This is a genomic window from Gimesia sp., from assembly GCF_048262075.1.
In the GTDB taxonomy this organism is placed as follows: Bacteria; Planctomycetota; Planctomycetia; order Planctomycetales; family Planctomycetaceae; genus Gimesia.
Map to the genome: position 1 here is coordinate 108,881 of NZ_JBLXFK010000013.1, position 24,563 is coordinate 133,443.

The 24,563-nt window shown below is 48.2% G+C and carries 19 protein-coding genes; 10 read left to right on the forward strand and 9 right to left on the reverse strand.

The genetic code is table 11. The features are described from left to right. Positions 1 to 75: 75 nt before the first annotated feature. Complete coding sequence (tatC, locus tag ACN0YH_RS21925) at positions 76 to 1,032, forward strand: twin-arginine translocase subunit TatC (protein ID WP_417381734.1); 957 nt, start codon at positions 76 to 78, stop codon at positions 1,030 to 1,032. 126 nt (positions 1,033 to 1,158) lie between these two features. Further along, positions 1,159 to 1,836, forward strand: a complete 678-nt coding sequence (locus ACN0YH_RS21930; protein WP_417381735.1) for a dual specificity protein phosphatase family protein — start codon at positions 1,159 to 1,161, stop codon at positions 1,834 to 1,836. A 42-nt stretch (positions 1,837 to 1,878) separates the two neighbouring features. On the opposite strand, the gene ACN0YH_RS21935 is transcribed toward ACN0YH_RS21930, so the two are convergent. After that, positions 1,879 to 2,700 (reverse strand): hypothetical protein, encoded by an 822-nt coding sequence (locus ACN0YH_RS21935; RefSeq protein ID WP_417381736.1) that lies wholly within the window; start codon positions 2,698 to 2,700, stop codon positions 1,879 to 1,881. Positions 2,701 to 3,116: 416 nt separating this feature from the next. On the opposite strand from ACN0YH_RS21935, the gene ppk2 reads away from it, so the two are divergent. After that, positions 3,117 to 4,031, forward strand: a complete 915-nt coding sequence (ppk2, locus tag ACN0YH_RS21940; RefSeq protein ID WP_417381737.1) for a polyphosphate kinase 2 — start codon at positions 3,117 to 3,119, stop codon at positions 4,029 to 4,031. Between the two features lie 33 nt (positions 4,032 to 4,064). Here the strand turns inward: ppk2 and ACN0YH_RS21945 are convergent, their stop codons facing one another. Continuing rightward, the gene (locus ACN0YH_RS21945) at positions 4,065 to 6,407 is read right to left on the reverse strand and encodes an exo-beta-N-acetylmuramidase NamZ domain-containing protein (RefSeq protein ID WP_417381738.1); all 2,343 of its coding nucleotides are present in this window, start codon (positions 6,405 to 6,407) and stop codon (positions 4,065 to 4,067) included. Between the two features lie 50 nt (positions 6,408 to 6,457). Continuing rightward, positions 6,458 to 8,134, reverse strand: coding sequence for an NAD+ synthase (locus ACN0YH_RS21950; protein WP_417381739.1), 1,677 nt, complete (start codon positions 8,132 to 8,134; stop codon positions 6,458 to 6,460). Between the two features lie 270 nt (positions 8,135 to 8,404). Between ACN0YH_RS21950 and ACN0YH_RS21955 the strand changes: the two genes are divergently transcribed. After that, a complete protein-coding gene (locus ACN0YH_RS21955) occupies positions 8,405 to 8,794 on the forward strand; it encodes a hypothetical protein (protein WP_417381740.1) in 390 nt (129 codons plus the stop codon). Between the two features lie 84 nt (positions 8,795 to 8,878). Here ACN0YH_RS21955 and ACN0YH_RS21960 read toward each other — a convergent pair whose 3' ends face one another. Next, entirely contained in the window at positions 8,879 to 11,170 is a 2,292-nt protein-coding gene (locus ACN0YH_RS21960; RefSeq protein ID WP_417381741.1) for a HEAT repeat domain-containing protein, read from the reverse strand. A gap of 459 nt (positions 11,171 to 11,629) precedes the next feature. Continuing rightward, entirely contained in the window at positions 11,630 to 12,202 is a 573-nt protein-coding gene (locus ACN0YH_RS21965) for a CinA family protein (RefSeq protein ID WP_417381742.1), read from the reverse strand. Between the two features lie 122 nt (positions 12,203 to 12,324). Between ACN0YH_RS21965 and trmB the strand changes: the two genes are divergently transcribed. Beyond that, positions 12,325 to 12,966: a tRNA (guanosine(46)-N7)-methyltransferase TrmB gene (gene trmB / locus ACN0YH_RS21970; RefSeq protein ID WP_417381743.1), complete on the forward strand. Its 642-nt coding sequence runs from the start codon at positions 12,325 to 12,327 to the stop codon at positions 12,964 to 12,966. Positions 12,967 to 12,969: 3 nt separating this feature from the next. Here trmB and ACN0YH_RS21975 read toward each other — a convergent pair whose 3' ends face one another. Further along, the gene (locus tag ACN0YH_RS21975) at positions 12,970 to 13,644 is read right to left on the reverse strand and encodes a hypothetical protein (RefSeq protein ID WP_417381744.1); all 675 of its coding nucleotides are present in this window, start codon (positions 13,642 to 13,644) and stop codon (positions 12,970 to 12,972) included. 47 nt (positions 13,645 to 13,691) lie between these two features. Continuing rightward, entirely contained in the window at positions 13,692 to 15,086 is a 1,395-nt protein-coding gene (locus ACN0YH_RS21980; protein WP_417381745.1) for a TAXI family TRAP transporter solute-binding subunit, read from the reverse strand. A gap of 309 nt (positions 15,087 to 15,395) precedes the next feature. Between ACN0YH_RS21980 and serA the strand changes: the two genes are divergently transcribed. From serA to ACN0YH_RS21995, 3 genes are all read left to right on the forward strand, one after another. After that, positions 15,396 to 17,021 (forward strand): phosphoglycerate dehydrogenase, encoded by a 1,626-nt coding sequence (serA, locus tag ACN0YH_RS21985; RefSeq protein WP_417381746.1) that lies wholly within the window; start codon positions 15,396 to 15,398, stop codon positions 17,019 to 17,021. 310 nt (positions 17,022 to 17,331) lie between these two features. After that, complete coding sequence (locus tag ACN0YH_RS21990; RefSeq protein ID WP_417381747.1) at positions 17,332 to 17,982, forward strand: HNH endonuclease; 651 nt, start codon at positions 17,332 to 17,334, stop codon at positions 17,980 to 17,982. A 224-nt stretch (positions 17,983 to 18,206) separates the two neighbouring features. After that, complete coding sequence (locus ACN0YH_RS21995) at positions 18,207 to 19,520, forward strand: homoserine dehydrogenase (RefSeq protein WP_417381748.1); 1,314 nt, start codon at positions 18,207 to 18,209, stop codon at positions 19,518 to 19,520. 9 nt (positions 19,521 to 19,529) lie between these two features. On the opposite strand, the gene ACN0YH_RS22000 is transcribed toward ACN0YH_RS21995, so the two are convergent. Continuing rightward, positions 19,530 to 20,327, reverse strand: coding sequence for a peptidylprolyl isomerase (locus tag ACN0YH_RS22000; RefSeq protein ID WP_417381749.1), 798 nt, complete (start codon positions 20,325 to 20,327; stop codon positions 19,530 to 19,532). A 54-nt stretch (positions 20,328 to 20,381) separates the two neighbouring features. Beyond that, positions 20,382 to 21,299: a carbohydrate kinase family protein gene (locus tag ACN0YH_RS22005; protein WP_417381750.1), complete on the reverse strand. Its 918-nt coding sequence runs from the start codon at positions 21,297 to 21,299 to the stop codon at positions 20,382 to 20,384. Positions 21,300 to 21,432: 133 nt separating this feature from the next. On the opposite strand from ACN0YH_RS22005, the gene ACN0YH_RS22010 reads away from it, so the two are divergent. Continuing rightward, a complete protein-coding gene (locus tag ACN0YH_RS22010) occupies positions 21,433 to 21,864 on the forward strand; it encodes an acyl-CoA thioesterase (RefSeq protein WP_417381751.1) in 432 nt (143 codons plus the stop codon). Between the two features lie 224 nt (positions 21,865 to 22,088). Further along, positions 22,089 to 24,542 (forward strand): ATP-binding protein, encoded by a 2,454-nt coding sequence (locus tag ACN0YH_RS22015; RefSeq protein ID WP_417381752.1) that lies wholly within the window; start codon positions 22,089 to 22,091, stop codon positions 24,540 to 24,542. Positions 24,543 to 24,563: the final 21 nt, after the last annotated feature.

A 24,563-nucleotide genomic window follows, 5' to 3' on the forward strand; every position in this document is an offset into this window, starting at 1 on the left:
CGTTACCGCTCATCCCGTACAACGTAGATCGTGGTGATGCTGTTTGGTGTTGGTCTCTCCAGAATGCAAAGTCAGATGAAACCACAGTCTCACGATCTATTTGATGAATCCACAATGAGCTTTGGGGATCACCTCGAAGCCCTTCGCATTCATTTATGGAAAGCATTAATTGGACTTGCGATTTGTGTTGTGGGCGCATTATTTATTGGTCACAAAATTGTGGCCGTTGTCCGTGCCCCCATTGATTCTGCTCTGAGAGAATACAATCTGGATAAACTCCCACATCAAATCGCCGAAGACCCGGAAAATCCTGATGCCAGTCAGTCTGCCAGTATTGATGAGCTGATAGCAAGCCTGAACAGTAAACAGCCACAGACTGCAGAAACCAAAGCACTGCAAAAAATTCTCCGCGATTATCAATACCGGATCGACAGCCTGGAAGAGACGATGGCCGAACCTGTCACTCTGGCGGTGCAGGAAGCATTTACCACAATTTATCTTAAGGTCTCCTTTGTCGCAGGTCTGGTCTTTGCCAGTCCATGGGTGATCTATCAGATCTGGCTGTTCGTGGCGGCTGGTCTCTATCCCCATGAGCGTAAATACGTCTACATCTATCTGCCCATGAGTATTTTTCTATTCCTGGGTGGAGCACTGTTCTGTTTTTATGCCGTCTTCCCCTTCGTCCTCAACTTCCTGCTCGGCTTTAATAAACTACTGGGTGTTAACCCGCAGATTCGCCTTTCCGAGTGGATCAGTTTTGCGATCACATTGCCTGTGATGTTCGGGCTCAGTTTCCAACTCCCACTCGTAATGCTGTTTCTGGAACGTATCTCCGTATTCACTCTGCAGGACTATCATGAGAAACGGCGTATGGCCGTCTTGATCATTGCTATCATTTCCATGCTCATGACGCCGGCTGACCCGATGAGTATGATCCTGATGATGATGCCTCTGATTCTGCTCTACGAACTGGGAATTCTGATGTGTAAATACTTCCCCAGTGCGAATGCCAGTCCGTTTGAAGCTGCTTGATTCCTGCGGGTATGAGAGCTGATTTTCCTCTGTTCAGATGACGCAGTCTTCAACTACAATGCCAGGGGTCCGGGGTCAGGAATCCCTGGAAATCAGCGAAACGGCGTTAAACCAGCGAGGATAAAAATGAGTACCAGCACTGAGCAGGATGCGGCTGTGCAACACGCCAGTAAACCCACTCGCCAGCATAAACTGATCAAAATCTCTCTCCTTGTCAGCGTTCTGATTGGTGCGGGGGTCCTGATCTGGGAAGGACTTCTGGAAGACCGGGTCGTGGCGAAACGCTTTGGCGTCGTGGAGCAGGGAAAAATCTATCGCAGCGGACAGATTTCCAGTTACCTGATTGAACCGGTACTCAGTGAAAATAAGATCGAGAAAGTCATTGCGTTGAACGGCAGTGACCTGCAGAAACCTTATCTGAAAACCGAAGTGGAAACTGCAAAAAAACTGCACATTGACCACCAGGTTCTGCATCTGATTGGTGATGGTACAGGAGACGTCGAAGATTATGCGGAAGCAGTTGCAGAAATCATGCGATGTGAAAAAGCAGGAAAGCCAGTCCTGGTCCATTGTGCGGCAGGGGCCCAGCGAACTGGTGGTGTCATCGCCGCCTATCGCATGCTGGTGCAAAAGAAAACTCCTGAAGAAGCATATCAGGAATTATTACAGTACGACTGGAAGCCACACAAAGACCAGGCGCTGATAGATTATCTCAATCAGAATTTGAGCCGACTTTCCAGTCTGCTGGAAGAGAAGATTGAATGGTATGAACCACCGGCAACTATACCTGTGATCGGTAAATAATACCCCACGCAATCCTGATTCAATCCAATTCGAAAACCAGAATCATTTTCTCAAATTTGCAAACTGGTTTTTGAGATACTCTTGGATGGTGATGGAATTCACATCTTTGTTCTTGCGAAGCGTTTCCCAATGGTGGATCAGGCCACGGTCTTTGTGATCCAGCTTCCAGTGAATTTTGTGCTCGGCTCGCAGGTGCAGTTTCTCTTCCAGACGTGTCTGCAACTCCACTTCAATGGGAATCAGATTTCGGGTCCTGAGTTCTTCATTTAATGTAATTCGCGATGCAGGTGGCAGCGTATAGGGATGGAGAACATAGTTTAAGCGTGCCATCCAGTCAGCAAATCGAAGATAGTTCTCGACCGAGGCCTGCTGATCAGAGGCAACACATTGCACACGGTAATTGATCAGTTTGCTCTCCAGTGTCAACTGGTTTTTATTGCTGTCAAACTGAGTTTCAAAAGAAGGATCCAACTGAAATTTTAGCCGGGAAGCAATTGCCTTACCCGTAGATTCTTCTCTTTTTATTTGATCGTGAATATATTCCTGCGTCTGATGCCTTGCCACATTCAACAGATGCTTGATTTCATCAAAATTGATCACCGTTTTTATCATACGGGACTCATTTAACAGAATGAGTTTTTTCTGGATCGGGTCAAAGATCGTCACTTCACCTAATCCATCAACATGATCATAAACTTTCTCAGCGTGGAAAATCGAAACACTGCGGGATACGATGATGGGATCTGTTGCCTGCTGGTGCTGATATACCGTTGTGCGAATTCGAAATTCCTGTGCAAAGCAACGACGACCTCCTGTGCCGCACACCACAACTAACATGCCTGTGATGAGAATAGATCTCCACATATCGGCTTTACTTTCCTGAGATTTTTTTTCGGGGCGACCTGAGTCTTCACGGAATTGTGAATGGTACAATGGTCGGCAGATGAATTTTGATTTTTGCAACGGGGGGTAGAACTCTTGAAATGCGGTAGGAAGACTAAAAAAAAGGCAGTTTTGCTGCAAGAGGAAGTTTTTGAATCTCCTCAGACAGATCAAGCACCACTCGGCAATACGTGGGAAAGCCCCCTGAAAACTACTCACCACAAACTATTACCCAAAAATCACTTACAGCAATCTAACCATTTATTTCGGTCGAAAATAGTCCCGATCCAGCAGTGAACGGGCTTCTCTTTTCTCATTAGAACTTCATAATGAAGGCCGTTGATCACGATTCTCATACTTTCCGTTCTGATTCAAAACACTCTAACACAGGTCAACTCATGGGTTCAAAGTCAGAAAAAAAGTCACAAGACAGCTCACTCTTACCTGTCACCTACCACCTGAAACTTCCCCAAGACATCGTTCCTGAAGCGATCCAGAAAAAGGTGAAGTCGGCCGAAAAAAGTCAGATTCTTTGTGAACACTATCCCTATCAAACCAAATTGAAGCGGAAAAAATATGAGCGTGAGATCACCCGACTTCAAATCGAACTTCTGAAACTGCAACGCTGGGTTCAATTGAATGGGGAGCGAATTGTACTGTTATTTGAAGGGCGTGATGCTGCAGGTAAGGGAGGGACGATTAAGCGTTTTATGGAACACCTGAACCCTCGTGGTGCCCGTGTGGTTGCGTTACCAAAACCAAATGACAACGAACAGGGACAATGGTATTTTCAGCGTTATATCGAACACCTGCCAACCAAAGGAGAAATCGTCTTTTTTGATCGCTCGTGGTACAACCGCGGCGTCGTTGAACCAGTCATGGGATTTTGTCGTCCCACGGAACACCATACTTTTCTGCGTGAAGCACCTCAACTGGAAAATATGCTCGTGAACTCTGGTATTCACCTGTTTAAACTCTGGTTCTCAGTCAGTCGTCAAGAACAATTCCGCCGGTTTAAAGCACGCGAAACGGATAAGTTGAAGCAATGGAAACTCAGTCCGATTGATGTCAAAAGCCTGGGGCTCTGGGATGAATATACTAAAGCCCAAAACGCGATGTTCATGGCAACAGACACCAAAGCCTGTCCCTGGACTGTAATTCGATCAGATGATAAAAAACGCGCGCGGGTCAATTGCCTGAAGTATGTACTCAATCAGCTGAATTATCCAAATAAAGATCAGGCATTAGTGGAAGATTTTGATTCCGAAATCATCGGGTCTAAAGAGGTCATCTTTGATACCAGTGAGTGGTAAGACAGCACTGAAGCAAGGATAAATACACCCCACTCAGTACAAGAGATACTTTGCACGACGAAATCCAAATTCGGCGAGGTCCTGTTGAAACAGAGCCTGTATTTGCAAGACTGATTTGCCTGAGACGATGGCATCAAATACGCTCTGATTTCCCAACAGACGATTAAACGATTTTGTTTCCCAACGCTCCGGATACAACCTGCGTAGCTGACAGGCTATCTCGAGCCCCGCCTTTACTGACTGAAACCGCCTTCGATCAGTCACAATGAAATTCACGCCGCCACATAATTCACCAGCATACTTACTGGATGCGGGTGTGAACTGAACAGGCACGAATCGTATCCCCGGCAGCCCCGAGCGATTCAATTCCCGGGCAAGTTGCATTCCGTCGAGCCAGGGAGCACCAATCCATTCGAAAGGAGTATCAGTTCCTCGCCCCACTGAAAGATTGGTTGTTTCAAGTAAGCCTACTCCAGGATAGAGAACTGCTTCGTTCAGACTCCGCATATTGGGCGAGGGGTTAACCCAGGTCAAACCGGTTTCATCGTAGTACATTTCGCGCTTCCAGTTCCGCATGGGAATAACCTGCAGATCCGCACCGATCTTCATCTCCGTATTAAACATGCGCGCCAGTTCCCCCGCCGTCATACCATGACGTACAGGGATACGGTGATAGCCGACAAAAGACTGCGAACCGTCATCCAGAACCGGTCCGGAGAAATCGACTCCATTGATCGGATTCGGACGATCCAGCACGACAAAGCGAATCCCCTGCTGCTCTGCAGCCCGCATGGCATTTCCCATGGTAGAAAGATAGGTATAAAACCGGGCACCGACATCCTGTATATCAAACACAAGGACATCCAGATCCTGCAAACTTTCAGGTGTAGGAGTTCGGGTTTTACCATACAGACTGAAAACCTTCAGGCCTGTTTTTTGATCAGTGGTATCGCCTATCTTTGACACATCCAGTTTGCCTGCGAATCCATGCTCAGGGCTGAACAGCGTCTTCAAACTGACTTCAGGAGCATCATTCAATATCTGTACCGTACTTTTTCCATCCCGGGTCAGTCCTGTATGATTTGTGATCAAGCCAACTCGCAGGCCTTTTAATGACTTAAACTGCTCTGCCTGCAACACATCTATTCCCGTCAGTACGTTCAAGCTATCACTGGAAGATGCTTCAGAAGTGTGGATATCTGCTCTCGGTCTGATCGCCGCTGCCGCGATGGTACCAATGCGTCCTGCCAGCGAGTTGATAGATCCCTTGCCATCAGGATGAACCCGGTTACTCAGAAAGATCACAAACAGATCCTGTGCCGGGTCGACCCAGAGAGAAGTTCCCGTAAAGCCACCATGCCCAAATGCCTGATGGGAAAAGAGATCACCCCGATTTGATGAATACCCTGAAAGAACATCCCAGCCCAGCCCTCGCTGAATGTCAACGACTTGATAACCCCGGGTCATCAAGTCGACGGTTTCCGGTTTTAACAACTGTTTTTCTGCAGAACTCTCCTGATTCAACAGAGCTTGCGCATAAACCGCCAGATCCTCGGCTGTTGAAAACAGTCCAGCATGTCCAGCGACACCGTCCAGCTTGTATGCCCGTGGATCATGTACTTCCCCCTGCATCCAGCGTCCTTCGCGCTGTTGAGTGGTCGCCGCACGCTTCCTCAATCCCGCTGCAGGAAGATAACCTGTTTCGGTCATTCCCAGTGGCTGAAAAATATGTTTCTGCGAATATTCATGCACCGACTGTCCCGTTACGCGTTTTACAATATCGCCCAGCAGAATAAAACCAACGTCGGTATACGCGAAGCGGGTTCCCGGCTCGTAGTATAGCTTCAGTGCATAAATACGCTCCATCGCTTTTTCCGGGCCATCCTGATAATCCTTGATCGAATTATCGGGGATTAATCCCCCCTGGTGTGTTAGCAACTGATAGACAGTGATGTCCTGCTTTCCGTTGACGGCAAACTCAGGGATATATTTCGCAACCGGATCGCTGAGTTGTACTTTACCCTGCTCGACCAGTTGCATGATGCTCGTCGCTGTCGCAATGGGTTTGGTAAGAGACGCCAGATCGAATACTGTATCCGTTGTCATCGCTAGTTTTTCAGGCTGGGCTTGTCGATCACCGTATGCTTTGAGAAAAACGACTTTTCCCTGATAGCCCACCAACACGACTGCGCCAGGCATGGAATTTCGTTCCAGACCACGTTGAACGACAAAGTCAATCAGTGCCAGTCGTCCGGGATCCATACCCATCGATTCCGGCGAAGCAGAAGGCAAATGTTGGGCATCGGCCATCTGGCCTTGATGACAACAGCAGACCAATATCAGAATCGAGGTCACAATCCAGAGATAGTTCTTCATTACGTAGTCCTACATCAGAAGTCAGGGTGTCATCAGATCTGTGTTAGATATTACTCTTCATCCCATTGAAATCGGGCAGCCATCGGCATGCGGCGTCCAGACCCAAATGCGCGTGCAGAGAGCTTAATTCCGGGAGGCATCTGTCGCCGTTTGAATTCATTCCGATCCAGACGACCAGCCACCCAGCATACGGTTTCCAGAGGATACTCTTTCGCCAGGCTCTTTACAGATCGCTCGTCCTCAATCAGTCCTTTCAGAATTCCATCCAGTAAATCGTAAGGCGGCAGTGAATCCTGGTCGACCTGGTTCGGAGCCAATTCTGCACTCGGTGCTTTTTCGAGTATGTTTTCAGGTATCACCGCTCTTCCCGCTCTTTGATTTACATACCTTGAGACTCGATAGACGTCGCATTTGAAAACATCACACAACACTGCAAAACCACCCGCCATATCTCCATACAGCGTACAATACCCCATGGCCAGCTCACTCTTATTTCCTGTCGCCAATGCCATCCAGCCATGCTGATTGCTGCGGACCATCACGCTTGCACCTCTGATACGTGCCTGTAAATTCTGGTCCGCCAGACCGGCCGGCTCAAGTTTTAAATCCGCTCCGATCACAGGTAGATTTTCAAAAGCAAGATGTACCGAATCAATGGGAATGGTCTCGTAATCGAGTCCCAGGTTTTCTGCCAGCTCCAGTGAGTCAGCAACACTGTGATCGCTGCTGTATCGACTGGGTAGCAGCAGCGCATGCACCTGCTCGGGTCCGATTGCTTCTGCAGCAATCGCGCAGGCCAGTGCACTGTCGATTCCACCAGACAGCCCCAGAACACAGTCTGTAAATCCACACTTTTGCATATAGTCCCGCAGACCCAGAACCAGAGCTTCAAAAAGCTGTTCTTCCCGGGATAAAGCAGGAATCTCCTCCAGTTTCCCAGCGGCTGTCTGGTCTGTCTCATAGTACTGGAGGTCTTCTTTAAAGCCTGGCATCTGCAGGATCAGGCCACCGGTAGCATCCATTACAAAACTATGACCATCAAACACAAGATCGTCATTTCCCCCAACCTGATTCACAAACAGGTAAGGAATCGAGTATCGATCCCGATGCGCACCCACAATCTGCTGTCGACGCTTTCGTTTATCAATTTCGAAGGGACTGGCAGAAATATTAATCAGTAAATCTGAGCCGGCTTCTGCGAGTATTTTGACGGGATCCGGGAGTTCGAATGGCTGATTGTGATAGAAGGTATCCGGTTGTGCCCACCAGGCATCTTCACAAATATGCAAACCCAGCTTCAACCCCTGAAAAGTAACTGGCTTGATCTGTTTCAAATCTGCATGACGAAAATAGCGTTGCTCGTCGAAGACATCATAATTAGGCAGCAGTAATTTATGAATCTGAGAATCGACTTTTCCCTGGAACAACAGGCTGGCCGCATTGGCAATTCGTCCATCGGGGAGATCGCGTCCTGTGGGGTGACCAATGATAACACCAATCTCAGGATTTAACTGCTCTGCCAAACGGTCTACTGCACGATCACAGGCTTCGATGAAACCTTCCCTGAGTAGAATGTCCTTGGGAGGGTAGCCACAGAGAATCAGTTCCGGAAAAAGAACCAGATTGACGCCGGTTTGTTCTGCGCGTTTCACTGTTTCCAGAATTTTCTGACAATTGCCGGATAGATCACCGACAGTCGGATTTAATTGTGCCAAAGCAATTTTCACAGACGCTCTCTTCTCCTGAAACAGATATTATTTTAGTAGCAATTTTAACGACCAGAATGATTGTGCTATCAAAACTCGCCGAAAATCAGTTGACGATCAACCACATTTCCCCCAAAAAGAAGTGAAATGGCCTTTTTTTTTCGACCCACTCAAAGAATCGAACTAAGTTTAAATGAGCAGATCCAGATCGCTCAAGGGAACCGGGCCAGTCGTGAAAGCCCAAATTGTATTGATTCCCCAATTCGAACCATGCCGGGACTGACTTCTCTTATGACGCATTCTAGAAAAAGATCATTCGCAGAAACAGGCACACGCCCTTTACTGAGCCATACTTCGATCCTGATTATCAGCATCTTTGTCCTCGGTATGGCCACGGGAACAACCTCCAGTCTTCCGGCAGACAGCACTTATCTGATGATGGGGGTTTTTGGCCTGATTTCTTATTTTGGCCTGGGCGCACTGGCTGCGACACGTGAACGAAGGTTGCGAAAGCAGGAAATGGAACAGAAAGAGGAGGCTCTGGAAGGTCGACTGGAACGCCACCTTTCAACAGACTCACAAACTAATTCTCCCCAGCGGGTGGCACTCAATGGCGCCAATCAGAGCAGTCAATATCAGACAGTGAATACCAGTGCGGGCATTTTCCAGAACCGCTATTGAATCAGTATCCGCCCCGACCAAAAAAACGGCTTCAAACCTGCATTCACAAGTTTGAAGCCGCAGAGAAACGAGCCTGCTTGATTTTCAGTTTGCCGATGGTGGCGTCACACGACGAACACGGCTCAAGGCATTCTTGGCTGCAGTTCGCACTTCGGAATTGGTATCGAAGCGAGCTTTCTGCAGTTCAGGAATCGATTTATGAGCGTATGGTCCAATCTCCCCCAGAGCATACGCGGCACCTGCACGAACCTGGCTGGCTTTATCCTGTAAAGCAATGCTCAGAGCAGCAATCACATGATCGTCTTCCGGCTTGAGATCTGCCAGACTGTAACTGGCCAGCCAGCGGATATTCACATCCTTCGACAGCAGGCAATCGGCAAGGGTTTTGTTCGCCTGATACTTCCAGTCTGAATCGCGGGCCAGTAATTCTGCCGTATGCAGACGAACATATTCATTGCTATCTGACAGAGACCGTACCAGAATTGGAGTCAGTTCCTGTGAATGAAATCCGATTTGAGCCAGAACTGCTGCAGCAAATGACCGGTCACTTTCGACTGACGAGTTCATCGCATCAATCAAAGTTGGTACCGAGTCATCAGTATTACCTTCGATCTTCCACAATGAGAACGCACACTGAATTCGTACGCCCATGTTGTCATGCAAAGATAAAGATCGCAGAGCAGGCACTGCAGCGGCAGCCTCGGCTTCCATTGCCCCCAGTCTCTGGATGGCTTGTTTCAGTTCGGCTACCTGATTCGAATTCAGCTCTCTCACCAGGCTTAAGACTTCCCCCCGGGCATCCGGGCATAAAGCTTCAGCCGTGTTCGGTTGAATCAGCTCCTGCTGGGGTTGACTTACGCTTGCCGTCTGGACAACCAATTTTGGGCTTTGTGTAACAGGCTGAATTTCAACCTGTTGTGATACAGTATTGATTTTCCCAGCACCAGCACTTTTGACCGTATCGGGATCTAGAGGATTCCATTTACCGATCCGTGTTACTGCAGACCCTTCAAATGGTGAGTTGACAGTTGCCACATGATTGGCATTCTCAAACGGATTTCGCTTGTCAAATTGAGGTTCTGTCTGCTGCACCAGACGATATTCCGGCTGGGGTGCAGAAGATTCCTGCTGAGGCGGAGTAAAGTCAGAAATCAGTTCGTTCTGCAGTTCACGCATCAATTCAAATGCGGAACGTTTCTTTTTGGGTTTGGTCTGTTCTGATGGGACGGCTACGTTAACAACCTGCGTTTCAGCAGCGGCGACAGCAACGGTCTTTTTCTCTCTAGAAGAAGTGTCTTCCAGTCGTTGCACATCATCATCCGTCAACTTTCTGAAACTGACATTCTCCTGAACTTTGGGCTGATTTTTCACCTCAGCCATCAGTTTTTCAACTTCGACCACCGGTGTTTGTTCTGGTTCTTTTGTTGAGGCTTCAACCTGAGGTTTATCGAAGGCAGATTTTGCCAACATCGGATCCGCCAGGAATGGATTTTCACCACCGTTGTCTTTATTATCCTTCAGGAATCGATCTCGGATCGTCCGGAATGGAGATTCTTTTGCAGCGGCAACTTCCGTTTTTACCTGCGACTCTTGAGTTTTTATTTCCGGCTTGTTTACAGCAGAATCATTCACTTTCCGAAACGAATCTCTTTCCAGACCAGCTGTCTTCATCTCAGGTTTGGTCTGTGAATGACTCACCATCCTCGTATCAGACATCGAAGCTTTCAAAGCAGGATCGGTAGAAAGTTGCGCAATGTTCTGCTCAACACGCTTTAATAACTTCAGATTCGTATCAAATTCTTTGGAACCTTTTTTGATCGATCCCAGTCCGCTGGCATCTCTTTTACTCATCGCCAGAGATTTTTGATAATGTGTCAAAGCCAGTTGCTTCTCGCCACGCTCTGCATGCAGGTGAGCGATAATTTCATGCGATTCTGCAGGCGAACTGATTTTGCAGAGTTGAGCGTAACTCTCCTGCATTTTTCCCTGGCTACCCAGCACTGTCGCCAGGCGTGTCGTGGCTCGCTCACTCTTGGGACTCAAAGCAACTGATTTTCTCAAAACCTCTTCGGCTTCAGGATATTTTTTCATTTTGTAAAGTGCATACCCGTAATCACTCAACAAATTTGCATTTTCGGGTGTGAGCTCTTTTGCCTTTTTGAAATACTCCAGAGATTCATCGCGCTCACCCAGTCGGTAGCTCACAATGGCCAGTCGGTGACAGGCAAGTGCCCGATCCGGATCAGCCTTATGAATGGATTCATAGGCTTTTTTGGCCTTTTCCAATTCTTTTTTGTTTTCCAGATCCTGAGCAACGGCCATTTTGCTGTCCAGAACTTTTTCCCTGGCGGAGGAAGGGAGCATGGCTGTGGGCATGTGTGAACAGCCAGCAAATGGAACAGCGACAGACGCTGAAAGAACTGCGGCCCAAATACTGCAGCGCTTCATTTTGATATCCTCTAAAGAGTAGAGTCGAGAGCGATAAGTTTGCTAATGCCGATTTGTGAATTCAATGACGGGAGAACTTTGAGAGAGGCTCTCTTCAACTGTTTGAAAAGGATCTATCACCAGATGCGGTTCTGGCTGGATCGATCGTAACAGATGAAATGCATTGAACGACCACTCACGGCTTAGTGAATAATTCGGTTATTCACGTTGTGCCGATGCAAAGGGAAGTACAGAATATCGTGCTCATAACAAAGATCGTGCCGGACGAACCGGTTGCAACACGTGGCAAAGCCAAAAAGACCATTCCGGATAGCTAAGATTTAACGATTATTCCGACTGCGCCCCCTGGAATCAGAGAAGCGAATCTCAGTCAATCCGAGACACAGATCAACACTGGATTTTCGGTTTTGCGTTCGCCGAAATTAGATTGAGGAGTTGCTGAGCGGCGGCGATCTGACGTTGCTGCCTGAGAGTCCATTGTTGATCGATATTTGCGCCCAGATCCAGCCTGGTGATCAATTCGTCGCATTGATAGTTTTCAGCCAGTATCAATTCTGACTCTGTTCGAGCCATTTCTCGACTGATTCGTGCGAGACCAATACAGATTACCCCATCCTGGTGAGCTGGTGCGTCAGGCCCGAGATGACCGGTAATCGAGGCGGACAAAGTTGCCTCTGGAGTCTGCTTCAGCACACCGACAGCCATTTCACGGGCAGTTTCAATACTCACGTCCGTATATTTATCAAGCGTCTCCTGCTGCACTCCCAGCCATTTCTTTTTTGTATCCCAGCGGTATACCACAGCAGAACCACAAAAATATTCTGAAATACCGGGCATGCTGGTCATAAGCGTGGCGATCAGACCGCCAGTACAGCTTTCTGCAAGTACCAGTTTCTGGTCGTGTTGCTCCAGGGCTGACTTGACCTGCATTGCTGCCTGCATCAAATATTCAGGTAACATCCGGATCTCCAAAAAACAAAGTTCAAGGCTCTCGTAATAATTTACACTGCAGATCATCTATTCTACAGTGTGTCCATTGATATTCTGAACGTTAAACATCTGAAAGCAACACTCTTTAAATTATGTCGAGTTCTAAACCAACCCGTGACCTTCGCCCCTATTTTCAAACACTTGAAGATCTGGAAGGCCCTTTCCAATGGGAAATTTTCTTTGGGAATGATCTCCCAGTCGTCTTGGATGTCGGAGCGGGTCGTGGGCTGTTCCTGTTTAATGCCAGTGAAGAACACCCTGAAAAAAATTTCCTCGGTATGGAAATTGATTTTAAGGAAGGAAGGCGGGCAGCAACCCGATTACTGAAAGCTGAGCGCCCCAATGCCCGGATGCTGGGCGGCGATGCCAGAATCGCCTTTGACAAATTCATTCCAGATTCGTCAATCTCTGAGGTTCATGTTTACTTTCCCGACCCCTGGTGGAAAAAGCGACATCACAAACGGAGGATCTTTACAGATGTGTTTGTCAGCCGCATCACCAAAGCTTTAAAGCATGAAGGCGAACTTCACTTCTGGACCGATGTGGAAGAGTACTTTGATCGCGTTACAAACCTCATGGATCATGCCAGCCAGTTTATCCGCCGCGAGCCGCCTGAAGAAAAACTACCAGAGCACGATATGGATTTCCAGACCAGCTTCGAACGAAAAAAACGCAGGGAAGGTTGGCAAATTCATCGCGGACTCTGGGAACTGCAGAAACCTTCTGAGTCCTGAGTCTCAATTCTCCAGAATCACCTGTTGTAAATCGATCGGCCGATTGAATTTAATGCGGCGTCCCACGTGATACCACCAGATGCCTCTGATCGGGTAGAAAAATACAGATCGCACGAACTCGTGTTGCTGGCGTAAACTGGCCAGATAGGACTCTTCAAATTCCGGGAAATCACAGGCCAGTTCCAGATGCTTGACTCTCATCAGGTCTGCGAGAGCCGACTGATGTTTTTCATTCAAAACGCCAGTCTGCTCAACTCCAAATGACTGGACGAACCGCCCGGGTGGTGCCGGAAAAATTAACGCCTCGCGATCATTGGCAGTAATCAGCGTGTAATCTTCTTCGAAAATCGTAGTAAAACTGTGAAATCGGCCGTACGGCGAGAGAGTCGTCTGAAAAAAAGTCGCCTGTGATTCATTTTCCCAGACGATGATATAATTCTGCTGCCAACGATAAACGCCGGCTGCCTCAAATTGATGTGATTGAGCCCAGTCTGCTTCCGATTTGCACTTTGCTGACACATAATCATCCCCGTCGGATTCGGGCAATAAAATCAACTGGGGTGACCTCATATGCTGGATGGCATAGTAGATCAGAAAAGGAATTAATACGAACAGATAACAGAGTATCATTCCCAGTAAAAGTAACAAACCATTGATCAGGTTGGCATTAGCCAGCATATTCCGATTCCGGATGAAAGTGAGTAAACGTTCTTGTAATGTCAGACTCAGGGCTTGTTTATTTTCTCACCCAGCCGGTCAATTTTCCAGCCCAGCAGCTTGGCATTAATTTTGTCACTCAACGCATGACACATTTCCAGAAAAACATCGGTGGCACGGTCTTCATTCAACTCGTGTGCCGAGAACTGCCCCAAGGTATCCTGGCGTAATGCTGTGACTTCATCCAGTAATGACTGTAATGACAGACCATCACTTTCGTTATTTCCATCCAGTTTCATCTGCTTGTTTTCAATGGACATTAATTGCCTGATATAGCGGTCCAGTTTATGCTCTTTTGCTTTCTCGCGACGTTTCTGAATCCAACGAAATAAAAGGTAACTTGCAATCAACATGGATACAATGAACGATCGCATCCCTTCCGTCGCTTCCACAAATTCTGAATTAAGAAATGGTTTTAATTCCGGGTTATAGACATGATCTGCGCCTGCATGAACCGGAAACCCCTGGTTGTCACGCGCAAAAGAATGTCCCTGTGCAAACAACTCGTTCAACTGCATCTGTCTTAAAAAATCCTGGTGTAAAATGATCGTTGTGACTCCAGAGATCAGATCTTCCGGAACAGATTCTCTGGATAAAAGATGCGCACCACAGGCAACAGTCCTGTGATCCTGAACAGGCACAACAGGTTCGACTCGACGAAACATACCTGCAGGAATTTCATACTTGTAAAAATACGTTTCTTTGCGGGTCAATGCATCGATAAACGGAATTTCCAGAATGCGATATTTTCCGGTGTCGAGCAATTCATGCAAAACCGGTGCCTCAATTCCAACGGTCATGATTGCCGCATCCAGTCGATTTTGATTGAATTGTTCTTCTATTTCTTCATAAGACAGGTAAGTGGGTGTAATATCATCCAGACTGATTTGAGCATGTCGCAACAGAGGCAGACTGGCGGCGAGGTCTCCCGACCCCTGTTCCCCAAGAGCAATCCGGTACCCCTTCAGATCAGCCAGTTTCTTGATCTCGGAATCAACGGGCACAATCACATGCACAACCTGTGAGTACAAATTTGCAATAAAACAAATTCGGTCCGTCTCCGGCTGCCTTGGAGCTCTGGCTTTTTCTGGCTCTACCTGGAACCCCTCCAGCACATACTCTGCCCCTGGTTGATAGAAGCCCAGATCAGCCTTTCCACTTCTCAATAACTCCAGATTTTCAATCGAACCCTTCGTCTGTTGAATATTCACTTTTGTTCCAAGTTGCTCTTCCAGAAGGCCTTTCAGTTGTACTGCCATACTGTAGTAACGACCTTCCGGATGACCGGCCGCAATTGTGATCTGATCTGGTAAAGCTGTCAGCCAGCGATAAGTCTGATGAATTATCACGGGGAATGAGATCAATAGAATGACCAGCAGAATTTTGATCACAGACCGCTTCATATCTACCTTCTTCGATGAATTCTCAAAAATAGTAATCTCGATTGAACTCGGGAGAATGTGCACAGAATATCATACACTTTTTAAATAAAGTTTTCCCCATGCAAGACATAAATAGAGGGATCTATATCCGAATTTGAGAGAAGCTCCTTTGAGCCAGGCTCTGTTTCGGGAATTCCCTACTTTGCGGTGCCGTTTGCCTTGGCGCGATTTTTTGGCGAACTATGCTAAGGGACGATACCTCTGTATCATCAGGACATCGTTGTGATTTCCCTGACCCGTTTCCCTTATTTTGATAAGTGAGTGAGTTCCATGTACCGAGTCCTGATCACGGACAATCTTTCGCCAGCCGGTCTTAAAATTCTCGAGGATAACCCGGAAATCGAAGTGGATATTCGTTCCGGCTTATCACCAGAAGAAGTACGGGAAGCACTCAAGTCGGCAGATGGTATTATCATCCGCAGCGCGACAAAACTCACCGAAGAACTCCTGAAAGACCAGCCCCGGCTCAAAGCGATTGTTCGAGCGGGTGTGGGGGTCGACAATATCGATCGTGCCGCCGCCACGCGGGAAGGGATTGTCGTCATGAACACACCGGCCGGGAATACCACCAGTACGGCCGAGCAGACAATCGCCCTCATGATGGCACTGGCCCGTAACATCGGCCCCGCTTATGCCACCATGAAAGAAGGTAAGTGGGAACGTAAGAAGCTGACGGGAACCCAGGTCGCAGGCAAAACCCTGGCGATTATCGGACTGGGACGGATCGGTCTCTCCGTTGCACAACGTGCCCAGGGACTGGAAATGAAAGTCATCGGTTACGACCCATTCATGTCATCAGAACGTGCAGCCGAGTATGGCATTGAACTTTATAAAGAAGTTGATGAACTGGTTAAGCATTGTGACTTCCTGACTGTTCATACTCCACTGACCGATGAAACTCGCGACCTGATTAATGCCGAACGGATCGCCACGATGCGTCCCGGTGTGCGGATCATCAACTGTGCCCGTGGAGGCATCGTCAATGAAGACGATCTGGCAGATGCCCTGGAATCCGGAAAAGTCGCCGGCGCCGCCTGTGATGTATTCACTCAAGAACCTCCGGAAAACCGACGTTTGATCAACGCTCCCAACATGCTCGCCACACCACACCTGGGTGCTTCGACTGATGAAGCTCAGGAAATGGTGGCTCTTGAAGCCGCAGAGATTATTACTGATTTCCTGACCAAGAATGAAATCCGACATGCCATTAACATGATTCCTGTTTCAGGTGCCGAGATGGCTGACCTGAAACCACATATCGAACTGGGGCATCGCCTGGGACTGTTTTTATCGCAACAAACCAAAGGCAGTCTGAAAAGTGTCCAGATCCAGTATCGAGGCGAGGTGGCTGATAAACAGACCAAGCTGATTACTTCCAGCTTTGCAGCCGGACTGCTATCCAATGCCTTTGAAGCGGAAATCAATATCGTTAACGCAACAGTATTTGCAAAAGAACGGGGCATTGAGATTTCTGAATCAAAATCTACCGAAGCCGGGACACTTTCCACCTTGATTACGGCTACCGTTGAAACGGAAGATGGGAAATGCTCTGCCGCAGGTACCATCTTCGGTCAGGACTTCCTGCGTCTGACCAGACTGGACGAGTTCTATCTGGATGGTTACCTGGACGGAAATCTGTTGATTTATCGACATCACGATGTCCCTGGCCTGATCGGTTACATCGGCACTGTACTGGGCAATCACAATGTCAATATTGCCCATATGGCATTAGGGCGTCTGCAGAATCAACCTGGCGGCGAGGCGATTGCAGTCTTGAATGTTGACGGTGAAGTTCCCGAGGCAGCCATTGCAGAAGTTTCCAGCCACAAAGACGTTTCCTGCGTCAAGCTGATTAAAATGCCCCCGGCGACTGCACCGCTGTCCTGGTTGCAGTAGACTGAATTGAGTTTCACAGCCGCTTCATTCTGATTTGTGGTATCAGAAGAAGCGGCTCTTTTTTTCAGTATACATTTCAACCGTTCCCCTGAAACAGTTGCCTGGGGAGATCCCATCAGAGTAAAATATCTGCGCAGAAGGTACGCGCCTGAATAATGTGCGGAATCTGAAAATTTGAATTGACTGGTGGTACAGTTAAGGTATCATTCCCGGCAATTCCTATACTTTGTTTCTTCTTTAAGTCGCTTTGATATTTGACGTACCTGATATTGCCATAACCTTGCTAAGAGTTCTGGAGGGTGGGCGGCATATGATTTCAGCAACGACCGGGAAAGCACAGTCCAGTGCCATGCAGGCGAGTGTATTGGCACTGAACAAGACTTACTCGCCGGTTCACGTGATCTCTGCAAAAAGGGCGTTCTGCCTGCTGAGTAAAGATATTGCAGAAGTAATTAGCGTGGAAGACGGGAGTTTCATGAATTACGATTTCAGCTCCTGGATTGAAATCAGCGAGTTGAGAGCTGAATTTAACGAGCGGAACGAACTGGAAGACTGGATTCTCTCTGTCAATTTTGAAATTCAGGTACCTCGTGTTGTCCGCCTGCTTCGCTACGACCGGATCCCCAAAAACACCATTAAGTTTAACCGACGCAATATTTTTATTCGAGACAGTTATCGCTGCCAGTACTGCCAGAAAAAATTCAGCGTCAAACAACTTAGCCTGGATCATGTGGTCCCCCGCTCACATGGCGGTGGCATGAGCTGGGAAAATATCGTCAGTGCCTGCAGACGATGTAATACCAAAAAGGGAGGACGCACTCCTTCGCAGGCTGGCATGAAACTGTTCCAGAAACCGGCCAAGCCCAGCCGTAACCCGGTTTTACTCCAACAGGTAAAACATGCAAAATATGAGTGCTGGAAAAACTTTGTCGGCTCAAAAGAACTTCTTACCTGTGACTGATCACTTCATCATCCCCTCGCTTCGTGCCCCCTCTTTTTGATCTCCACCACAATCTCTCTGGCAGGAAATGCCCCTCAAAATCGCTAAATCCCCCGGTAATATATCGATGAAATCAGTTGATTTTTAAGGCCATGGTTCCACTCTCCTGGTGAACCGTTTATATTACGACCCTGAAACAGGGCCTCTTGCAGCAATCTCTAATACTAAACACTCAGGAATCTGGAATGTCGTCTTCTCCGCTAAACGTAGCCATTATCGGTATGGGAACCGTAGGCAGTGGTGTTGCTAAAATACTGCTGGACCGTTCCGAACAAGTGACGACGCGTGCCGGACGACCCATTCATCTCAAAAAGGCTGTGGTACGGGATCTGTCCCGTCCGAGAAACGTTGATCTGCCAGCCGAAGTTTTGACTGACAGTATTGACGCTGTCCTTAACGATGAATCCATTGATGTCGTCATTCAGCTGATTGGTGGGATCGACCCGGCGTATGACATCATGTTACGAGCTCTCGAAAGCGGCAAAGACGTAGTAACCGCGAATAAAGCACTCCTTTGTGAAAAGGGAGAAAGTCTGTTTCAACGTGCCCGGGAGTTGGGACGCTGCATCTGCTTCGAAGCGGCCGTCGCTGGTGGGGTGCCTCTCATTGAGACCGTCACACAGGCCATGACAGCCAACCAGATCACTTCCATCGAAGCCATCCTCAACGGAACCAGCAATTACATACTCACAGAAATGTTTTCTCACAATGTAAGTTACGATGATGCTGTAAAAAGCGCACAGGAAATCGGCTACGCTGAAGCAGATCCAGCCATGGACGTGGATGGTACAGACGCAGCTCAGAAACTGGGAATCCTGGTTCAATTAGCCTTGGGAATCAAAGTCGGCCTCGATCAGTTCCTGCGTCAGGGAATCGACTGTCTGTCCCTGGCAGATTTACAGTATGCGTCAGAGCTGGGTTATACCGTTAAACTGCTGGCAGTGGCTAAGCTGCTGGATGGTCAGCTGGAAATGCATGCCCAACCGACTCTGATCCGCAATGATAACCCACTCGCCCATGTAGAAGATGCCTACAATAAAATCGCCCTGGAGGGTGACGCTGTCGGCAAAGTCTGGCTGTCTGGTATGGGAGCAGGTCAGATGGCGACGGCTTCTGCTGTCGTCGCGAACGTGGTTGATGTTGCCGTCGGCAGGGCCGCCTTGACATTTCCCCGCCTTGATCTCTGGAACCCTCGTGAAGGAATCAAGATCATGCCACGTGAAGATATCTCCCGACGCTACTTCCTGCGTTTAAACGTGGAAGATCGCCCACATGTCTTAGCCGACATAACCAACGTGTTAGGCGACCACGAAATCAGTATCGCCAGCCTGGTTCAGCACGAAGCCCCTGAAGTTGATCCTTCCGAAGAATTTTCAATCGTCCCACTGGTGATCATGACCCATCGTACGACAGAAGGACGTTTTCAGGCCGCCAGCAGGGAGCTGGATGAGCTGGACTGCATCCGGTCTCCCTTTGTGCGCATGCCGGTCAACGACTGATCTGGCCGACTACTCTTTCGTAGCCGGTTTTTCTGTTTCAGATTTCACAGCCGCATCATCTTTCTTTTCCTCTTTGGGTGCTGGTTTTTCTGACTCTGACTTTTCAGATTCTGGCTTCTCTTTCGTTTCAGCCGGTTCTTCACCAACGATTGTTGCCTTTTTGATGTAGTCCAGCATGGGAAACTCTTTTTTCAAGTAAACATTTCCCTCATCCACAATCTTACCCTGGTACGGACCACGCCCTTGAGGGGCACCTTCTCCATATCCCTTATAAAGTGAATCAACAACATCCATGCCTTCGATCACTTTTGCGAACGGGGAAAAGCCCATTCCATCCAGATTGGAGTTATCGCCGAAGTTAATGAAAAACTGTGTGGAACGTGAGTTTGGCATTCCTGTTTTGGCGAAGGAAACATAGCCGCGTTTATTAGATTCTACCACAGGATCATCCATGATATTGTTATCACGCCACTTGGCATGCAGTTCCGGATCACCATTGATACCGATCTGAGCCATGAATCCATCGATCACACGGAAGAAAGCAGTATCATTGTAATAGCCCATTTTAACCAGTTCTTTGAATCGTTCCGCACCGCGTGGTGACCAGTCCGGATGGACTTCCAGTTTAATATTTCCTTTGGTGGTCTCCAGCAGTACCTGATAATCATCGGCACCGGTCGGTGTCTCTTTTCCACCTGCCGTAGCGGCTTCAGGTACTTCGGGGTCAGTAGCAGTGGGAACTTCACCAGAGCAGCCAACACAACACAATACGATCAGGCTCAACGCCAGCAGACTAAGACGTAGCATCTCTTTCATCCTTATATTATTCAAAGTATTAAAAGTAATTGACTTCACTGATTTCTAAGAATTCTGTATTTCCTGACTGATCTGTTCAAATTCCTGCTTGAGCGCAGGCATCGCTCCTGCCTGACTGGCAACCAGACCACCTACACGGTTCGCAAATCTTGCCGCCTGCTCCCACCCCCAACCCAGAAGTCGTCTGGAGATTAAAGCCGCGGTAAACGCATCACCGGCACCGACGGCATCAGCGACTTTCACCGGAGAACCGGGAATATTATATTCCTGCCCCTCTGCGTAAATCAGACATCCTTCAGCCCCACGCGTGATGCAGACCGCTTCCAGTTCGAAATCTTTCTGAATCTGATTCGCAAACTGTTTTAGACTACCCGTCGATAGCTCCAGGATGTCACTCAGTTTTTCCACTTCATCCTGATTCAATTTAATCATCTTTGCAGCCGCCAGAGAACGTTCAATCCAGCTTCGCTCATAATAATGCTGGCGGAGATTCACATCATAAACAACCAGACAATTTTCACCAGTTGCTGCCAGGCATTGATGAATGGTTTCACGCGAATCGGTTTCTCGCTGCGCCAGCGTTCCAAAGCAGACTGCCTGTGACTGCTGCATCAATACAGACAGATCGTCATTATATTCCAGATGATCCCAGGCAACATGTTCATGAATAGTATATTGCGGATCGTTGGCATCGGAATATTGTACGGTCACAGTCCCCGTCGGAAAGGATTCATCAATTTGCACATGGTCCACAGAAAGTCCCTGCTGCTTCAGAAATCCCAGCAGTTCATTACCAAGTTCATCTTGCCCGACACGGGTGACGACAGTCCCCTGACATCCCAGCTGATTCGCCTGAAATGCAACATTCGCCGGTGCACCACCGGGTCGTCTCTGATCCTCAAAACAATCCCACAGTAATTCACCTAAACCTATTACCAGTGGAAGCGACTTTATGTTATTCATGAAACTCAGATTCAATTATGATTTGATTCAATTACACTGTTCCAAGATCACAGCTCAGAAACACAGCACCACTGCCATGAGAAACACGATGTCTCACAGCTGATACCATACCATAATCGGGGATATAAATTCCATGCATCGCATTTATGAATACCATCATTTAGTGACTGAAGACGAAATCGACGGATTAGGACATGTCAATAATGTGGTCTATCTCAAATGGCTACAGGATGCCGCAGTCGCCCACTCGACAGCGAATGGCTGGTCAGGACGTCGATATCGCGAATTGAAAATCGGCTGGGTCGCGCGCAGTCATTTTATTGAATATCTGCAACCCGCATTTGTAGATCAGAAAATCGTTGTACAAACCTGGATCTCAACACTGCAGAAAGTCAAATCTCTCCGGAAATATAAGATTATCCGCCCCTCAGATTCCGAGCTGCTGGTACGTGCGGAGACAAACTGGGCGTTTGTGAATTATGAAAACCTCACTCCCCGCCGGATCCCGCCTGAAGTCTCTTCCTGCTTCGCCATTGTTCCTGAAGCGGAAGAACCCGAGCAGTGAGGATCCAATATGAATTCGCATCCTGTTTTTTTAACGAAGAATCTGACTCAAAACGTGAATTCATACAGACAGCATGTTACGCTATTTACAATTCAGATTGTAAGCTGCTCTAGAGCACATCACATTCAACCAAAGAGTCTTATTTTGAAACTCGCCTCCATGGCCTTGCTCACAGATATGATTCTGAAAACAAACGCATCTCTTCTCTCCATTCACGGTGAACTATGACAGATCAAGTTTATGAAAAGCTGGGGGCATTCTACCTGGGACGCGAATATGATCTGCCTCAAGATCAGTTGAAAGAAGACCTGGTATTATACGATAGTAAAGACCTGACAACACATGCAGTGTGTGTCGGAATGACCGGAAGTGGAAAAACCGGGCTCTGCCTGTCTCTCCTGGAAGAAGCCGCCATTGACGATATTCCTGTGATCGCGATTGATCCTAAGGGAGATCTGGGAAACCTGCTGCTGAATTTTCCGGATTTAAAACCAGCTGATTTTCGGCCTTGGGTTGAGGAAAGCGAAGCAGTTCGCAAAGGCAAGACACCTGACGAATTCGCAGCATGGACGGCCAACCTCTGGAAGAAGGGATTGGCCGACTGGCAGCAGGATGGCGCTCGTATTGCGAAACTGCGCGATGCCGTCGACATGGCGATTTACACACCAGGCAGTAATGCCGGCCTGCCGATTTCGGTTCTGAAATCATTCGATGCCCCGAGTGAAGCGATTTTAAACAACAGCGATGCTCTGCGGGATCGCATCATGTCCGCGGTCTCTGGACTATTGGCATTGCTGAAAATCAACGCCGATCCAATCAACAGCCGGGAACACATCCTGCTTTCTAACATACTCAGCAATGCCTGGAAAGCAAAACGCAATCTGTCCATCGCCAGCCTGATTCAGGAAATTCAGGCCCCTCCATTTGACAAGATCGGTTTTCTCAGCCTGGATATGTTTTACCCAGCGAAAGACCGTATGCAGCTTTCCCTGCAACTCAACAATCTGCTGGCATCTCCAGGATTTGAATCCTGGATGCAGGGGGATGCGTTAAATATCGAGCGACTCTTAATGACGAAACAGGGCAAGCCCCGCATCTCTATTCTATCGATCGCCCACCTGTCTGAATCAGAACGCATGTTTTTTGTCACCGTCCTGCTCAATGAAGTCCTGGCCTGGGTTCGCAGTCAGTCAGGGACCTCGAGTCTGCGGGCCATCCTGTATATGGATGAGGTCTACGGATACTTCCCTCCGACAGCGAATCCCCCGTCTAAAACACCGATGCTCACTTTATTAAAACAGGCACGAGCATATGGTCTGGGGGTCGTCCTTTCGACACAGAACCCGGTTGACCTGGATTATAAAGGGCTCTCAAATACAGGTACCTGGTTCATTGGACGCCTGCAGACAGAACGGGATAAAGCGCGCGTCCTGGATGGACTGGAAAGCGCATCGGGAACAGCCGGCAGCCAGTTCCACCGACAGGAGATGGAAGCCATTTTGTCTGATCTGGGAAGCCGCGTTTTCCTGTTACATAACGTACATGAAGATGCCCCCGTCGTATTCCAGACAAGGTGGGCACTCTCCTACCTGCGAGGACCATTGACGCGTAACCAGATTAAAACGCTGATGGACTCGCGGAAGCAGTCGATTGCCGAATCAATTCCAGCTCCCGCTGAAACAGTCATCGACACGACTGCAGAACCAGACCTCTCACAACCACCGTTGATTCCCGTTGAAATTAAACAGCGAATCTTCACCGCTGCGACGATCGCCCCGACCACAAGCCGGCTCGTGTACCGCCCTGGTCTGATTGGTCTCGCGAAACTGCGTTACGCCGATGCCAAATCAAAGATCGATCTCTGGCAGGATGTCGCCTTGTTATTAACAATCACCGGATCGGTACCGGAGTCGGTCTGGGAAGCAGCCACGTTCATCCCTCCAGGTAATCTGGACTATGATTCAGAACCTGATTCCCAGGCAGTCTTTGCTGACGTCGACAGCCTGCTTATAAAACCGAAACAGTACCAATCCTGGGAAAAGGAATTGAAAACTTACCTGTACCAGGAACATCCGCTGAATCTGTGGTTTAGCGCGGACCCTAAACTGTATTCCGATCCCGGTGAAAATGAATCTGCTTTTCGTGCACGTCTCAAACAACTGATGCGCGAAGAACGTGATCTACAACTTGAAAAACTGCGGTCTAAGTATTCGTCCAAATTTGAAACGATTAAAAACAGAATCCGCACCGCCGAAGAGCGCGTGGCGCGGGAAGAATCACAATACAGTGAAAAAAAGCTGAGTACGTTCATCTCAATCGGCACAACCATATTCGGTGCCATTATGGGCAGAAAAGTAGCCAGTGCCACCAACGTCAGAAAAGCATCAACGGCAGCGCGCAGTGTCGGCCGAGCAGCCAAAGAACATGGTGATATTGGACGGGCGAAAGAGGCTCTGGAAATCCAACATCAAAAATATGCTGAACTGGAAGAAGAGTTTCAGCAGGAGATTGATGAGTTGGAAGAGCCGATTCGACCAGAAGATCTGGAAATAGATGCCTACCCTGTCCGTCCGCGGAAGTCCGATCTTATGGTGAATGAAGTTGCATTTGCCTGGCTTCCCTGGTCAGTCGACACAACCGGGATCAGCCAGCCACTCTATCGACTGGAAGAAGAATAATCCAACCAAGGAATAACAAGG

What these genes read in the sequence shown, in the direction of transcription:
- tatC (WP_417381734.1), top strand. Translation starts at nt 76, where the DNA reads ATGAAACCACAGTCTCACGATCTATTTGATGAATCCACAATGAGCTTT.
- ACN0YH_RS21930 (WP_417381735.1), top strand. Translation starts at nt 1,159, where the DNA reads ATGAGTACCAGCACTGAGCAGGATGCGGCTGTGCAACACGCCAGTAAA.
- ACN0YH_RS21935 (WP_417381736.1), bottom strand. Translation starts at nt 2,700, where the DNA reads ATGTGGAGATCTATTCTCATCACAGGCATGTTAGTTGTGGTGTGCGGC.
- ppk2 (WP_417381737.1), top strand. Translation starts at nt 3,117, where the DNA reads ATGGGTTCAAAGTCAGAAAAAAAGTCACAAGACAGCTCACTCTTACCT.
- ACN0YH_RS21945 (WP_417381738.1), bottom strand. Translation starts at nt 6,407, where the DNA reads ATGAAGAACTATCTCTGGATTGTGACCTCGATTCTGATATTGGTCTGC.
- ACN0YH_RS21955 (WP_417381740.1), top strand. Translation starts at nt 8,405, where the DNA reads ATGACGCATTCTAGAAAAAGATCATTCGCAGAAACAGGCACACGCCCT.
- ACN0YH_RS21960 (WP_417381741.1), bottom strand. Translation starts at nt 11,170, where the DNA reads ATGCCCACAGCCATGCTCCCTTCCTCCGCCAGGGAAAAAGTTCTGGAC.
- ACN0YH_RS21965 (WP_417381742.1), bottom strand. Translation starts at nt 12,202, where the DNA reads ATGTTACCTGAATATTTGATGCAGGCAGCAATGCAGGTCAAGTCAGCC.
- trmB (WP_417381743.1), top strand. Translation starts at nt 12,325, where the DNA reads ATGTCGAGTTCTAAACCAACCCGTGACCTTCGCCCCTATTTTCAAACA.
- ACN0YH_RS21975 (WP_417381744.1), bottom strand. Translation starts at nt 13,644, where the DNA reads ATGCTGGCTAATGCCAACCTGATCAATGGTTTGTTACTTTTACTGGGA.
- ACN0YH_RS21980 (WP_417381745.1), bottom strand. Translation starts at nt 15,086, where the DNA reads ATGAAGCGGTCTGTGATCAAAATTCTGCTGGTCATTCTATTGATCTCA.
- serA (WP_417381746.1), top strand. Translation starts at nt 15,396, where the DNA reads ATGTACCGAGTCCTGATCACGGACAATCTTTCGCCAGCCGGTCTTAAA.
- ACN0YH_RS21990 (WP_417381747.1), top strand. Translation starts at nt 17,332, where the DNA reads ATGATTTCAGCAACGACCGGGAAAGCACAGTCCAGTGCCATGCAGGCG.
- ACN0YH_RS21995 (WP_417381748.1), top strand. Translation starts at nt 18,207, where the DNA reads ATGTCGTCTTCTCCGCTAAACGTAGCCATTATCGGTATGGGAACCGTA.
- ACN0YH_RS22000 (WP_417381749.1), bottom strand. Translation starts at nt 20,327, where the DNA reads ATGCTACGTCTTAGTCTGCTGGCGTTGAGCCTGATCGTATTGTGTTGT.
- ACN0YH_RS22005 (WP_417381750.1), bottom strand. Translation starts at nt 21,299, where the DNA reads ATGAATAACATAAAGTCGCTTCCACTGGTAATAGGTTTAGGTGAATTA.
- ACN0YH_RS22010 (WP_417381751.1), top strand. Translation starts at nt 21,433, where the DNA reads ATGCATCGCATTTATGAATACCATCATTTAGTGACTGAAGACGAAATC.
- ACN0YH_RS22015 (WP_417381752.1), top strand. Translation starts at nt 22,089, where the DNA reads ATGACAGATCAAGTTTATGAAAAGCTGGGGGCATTCTACCTGGGACGC.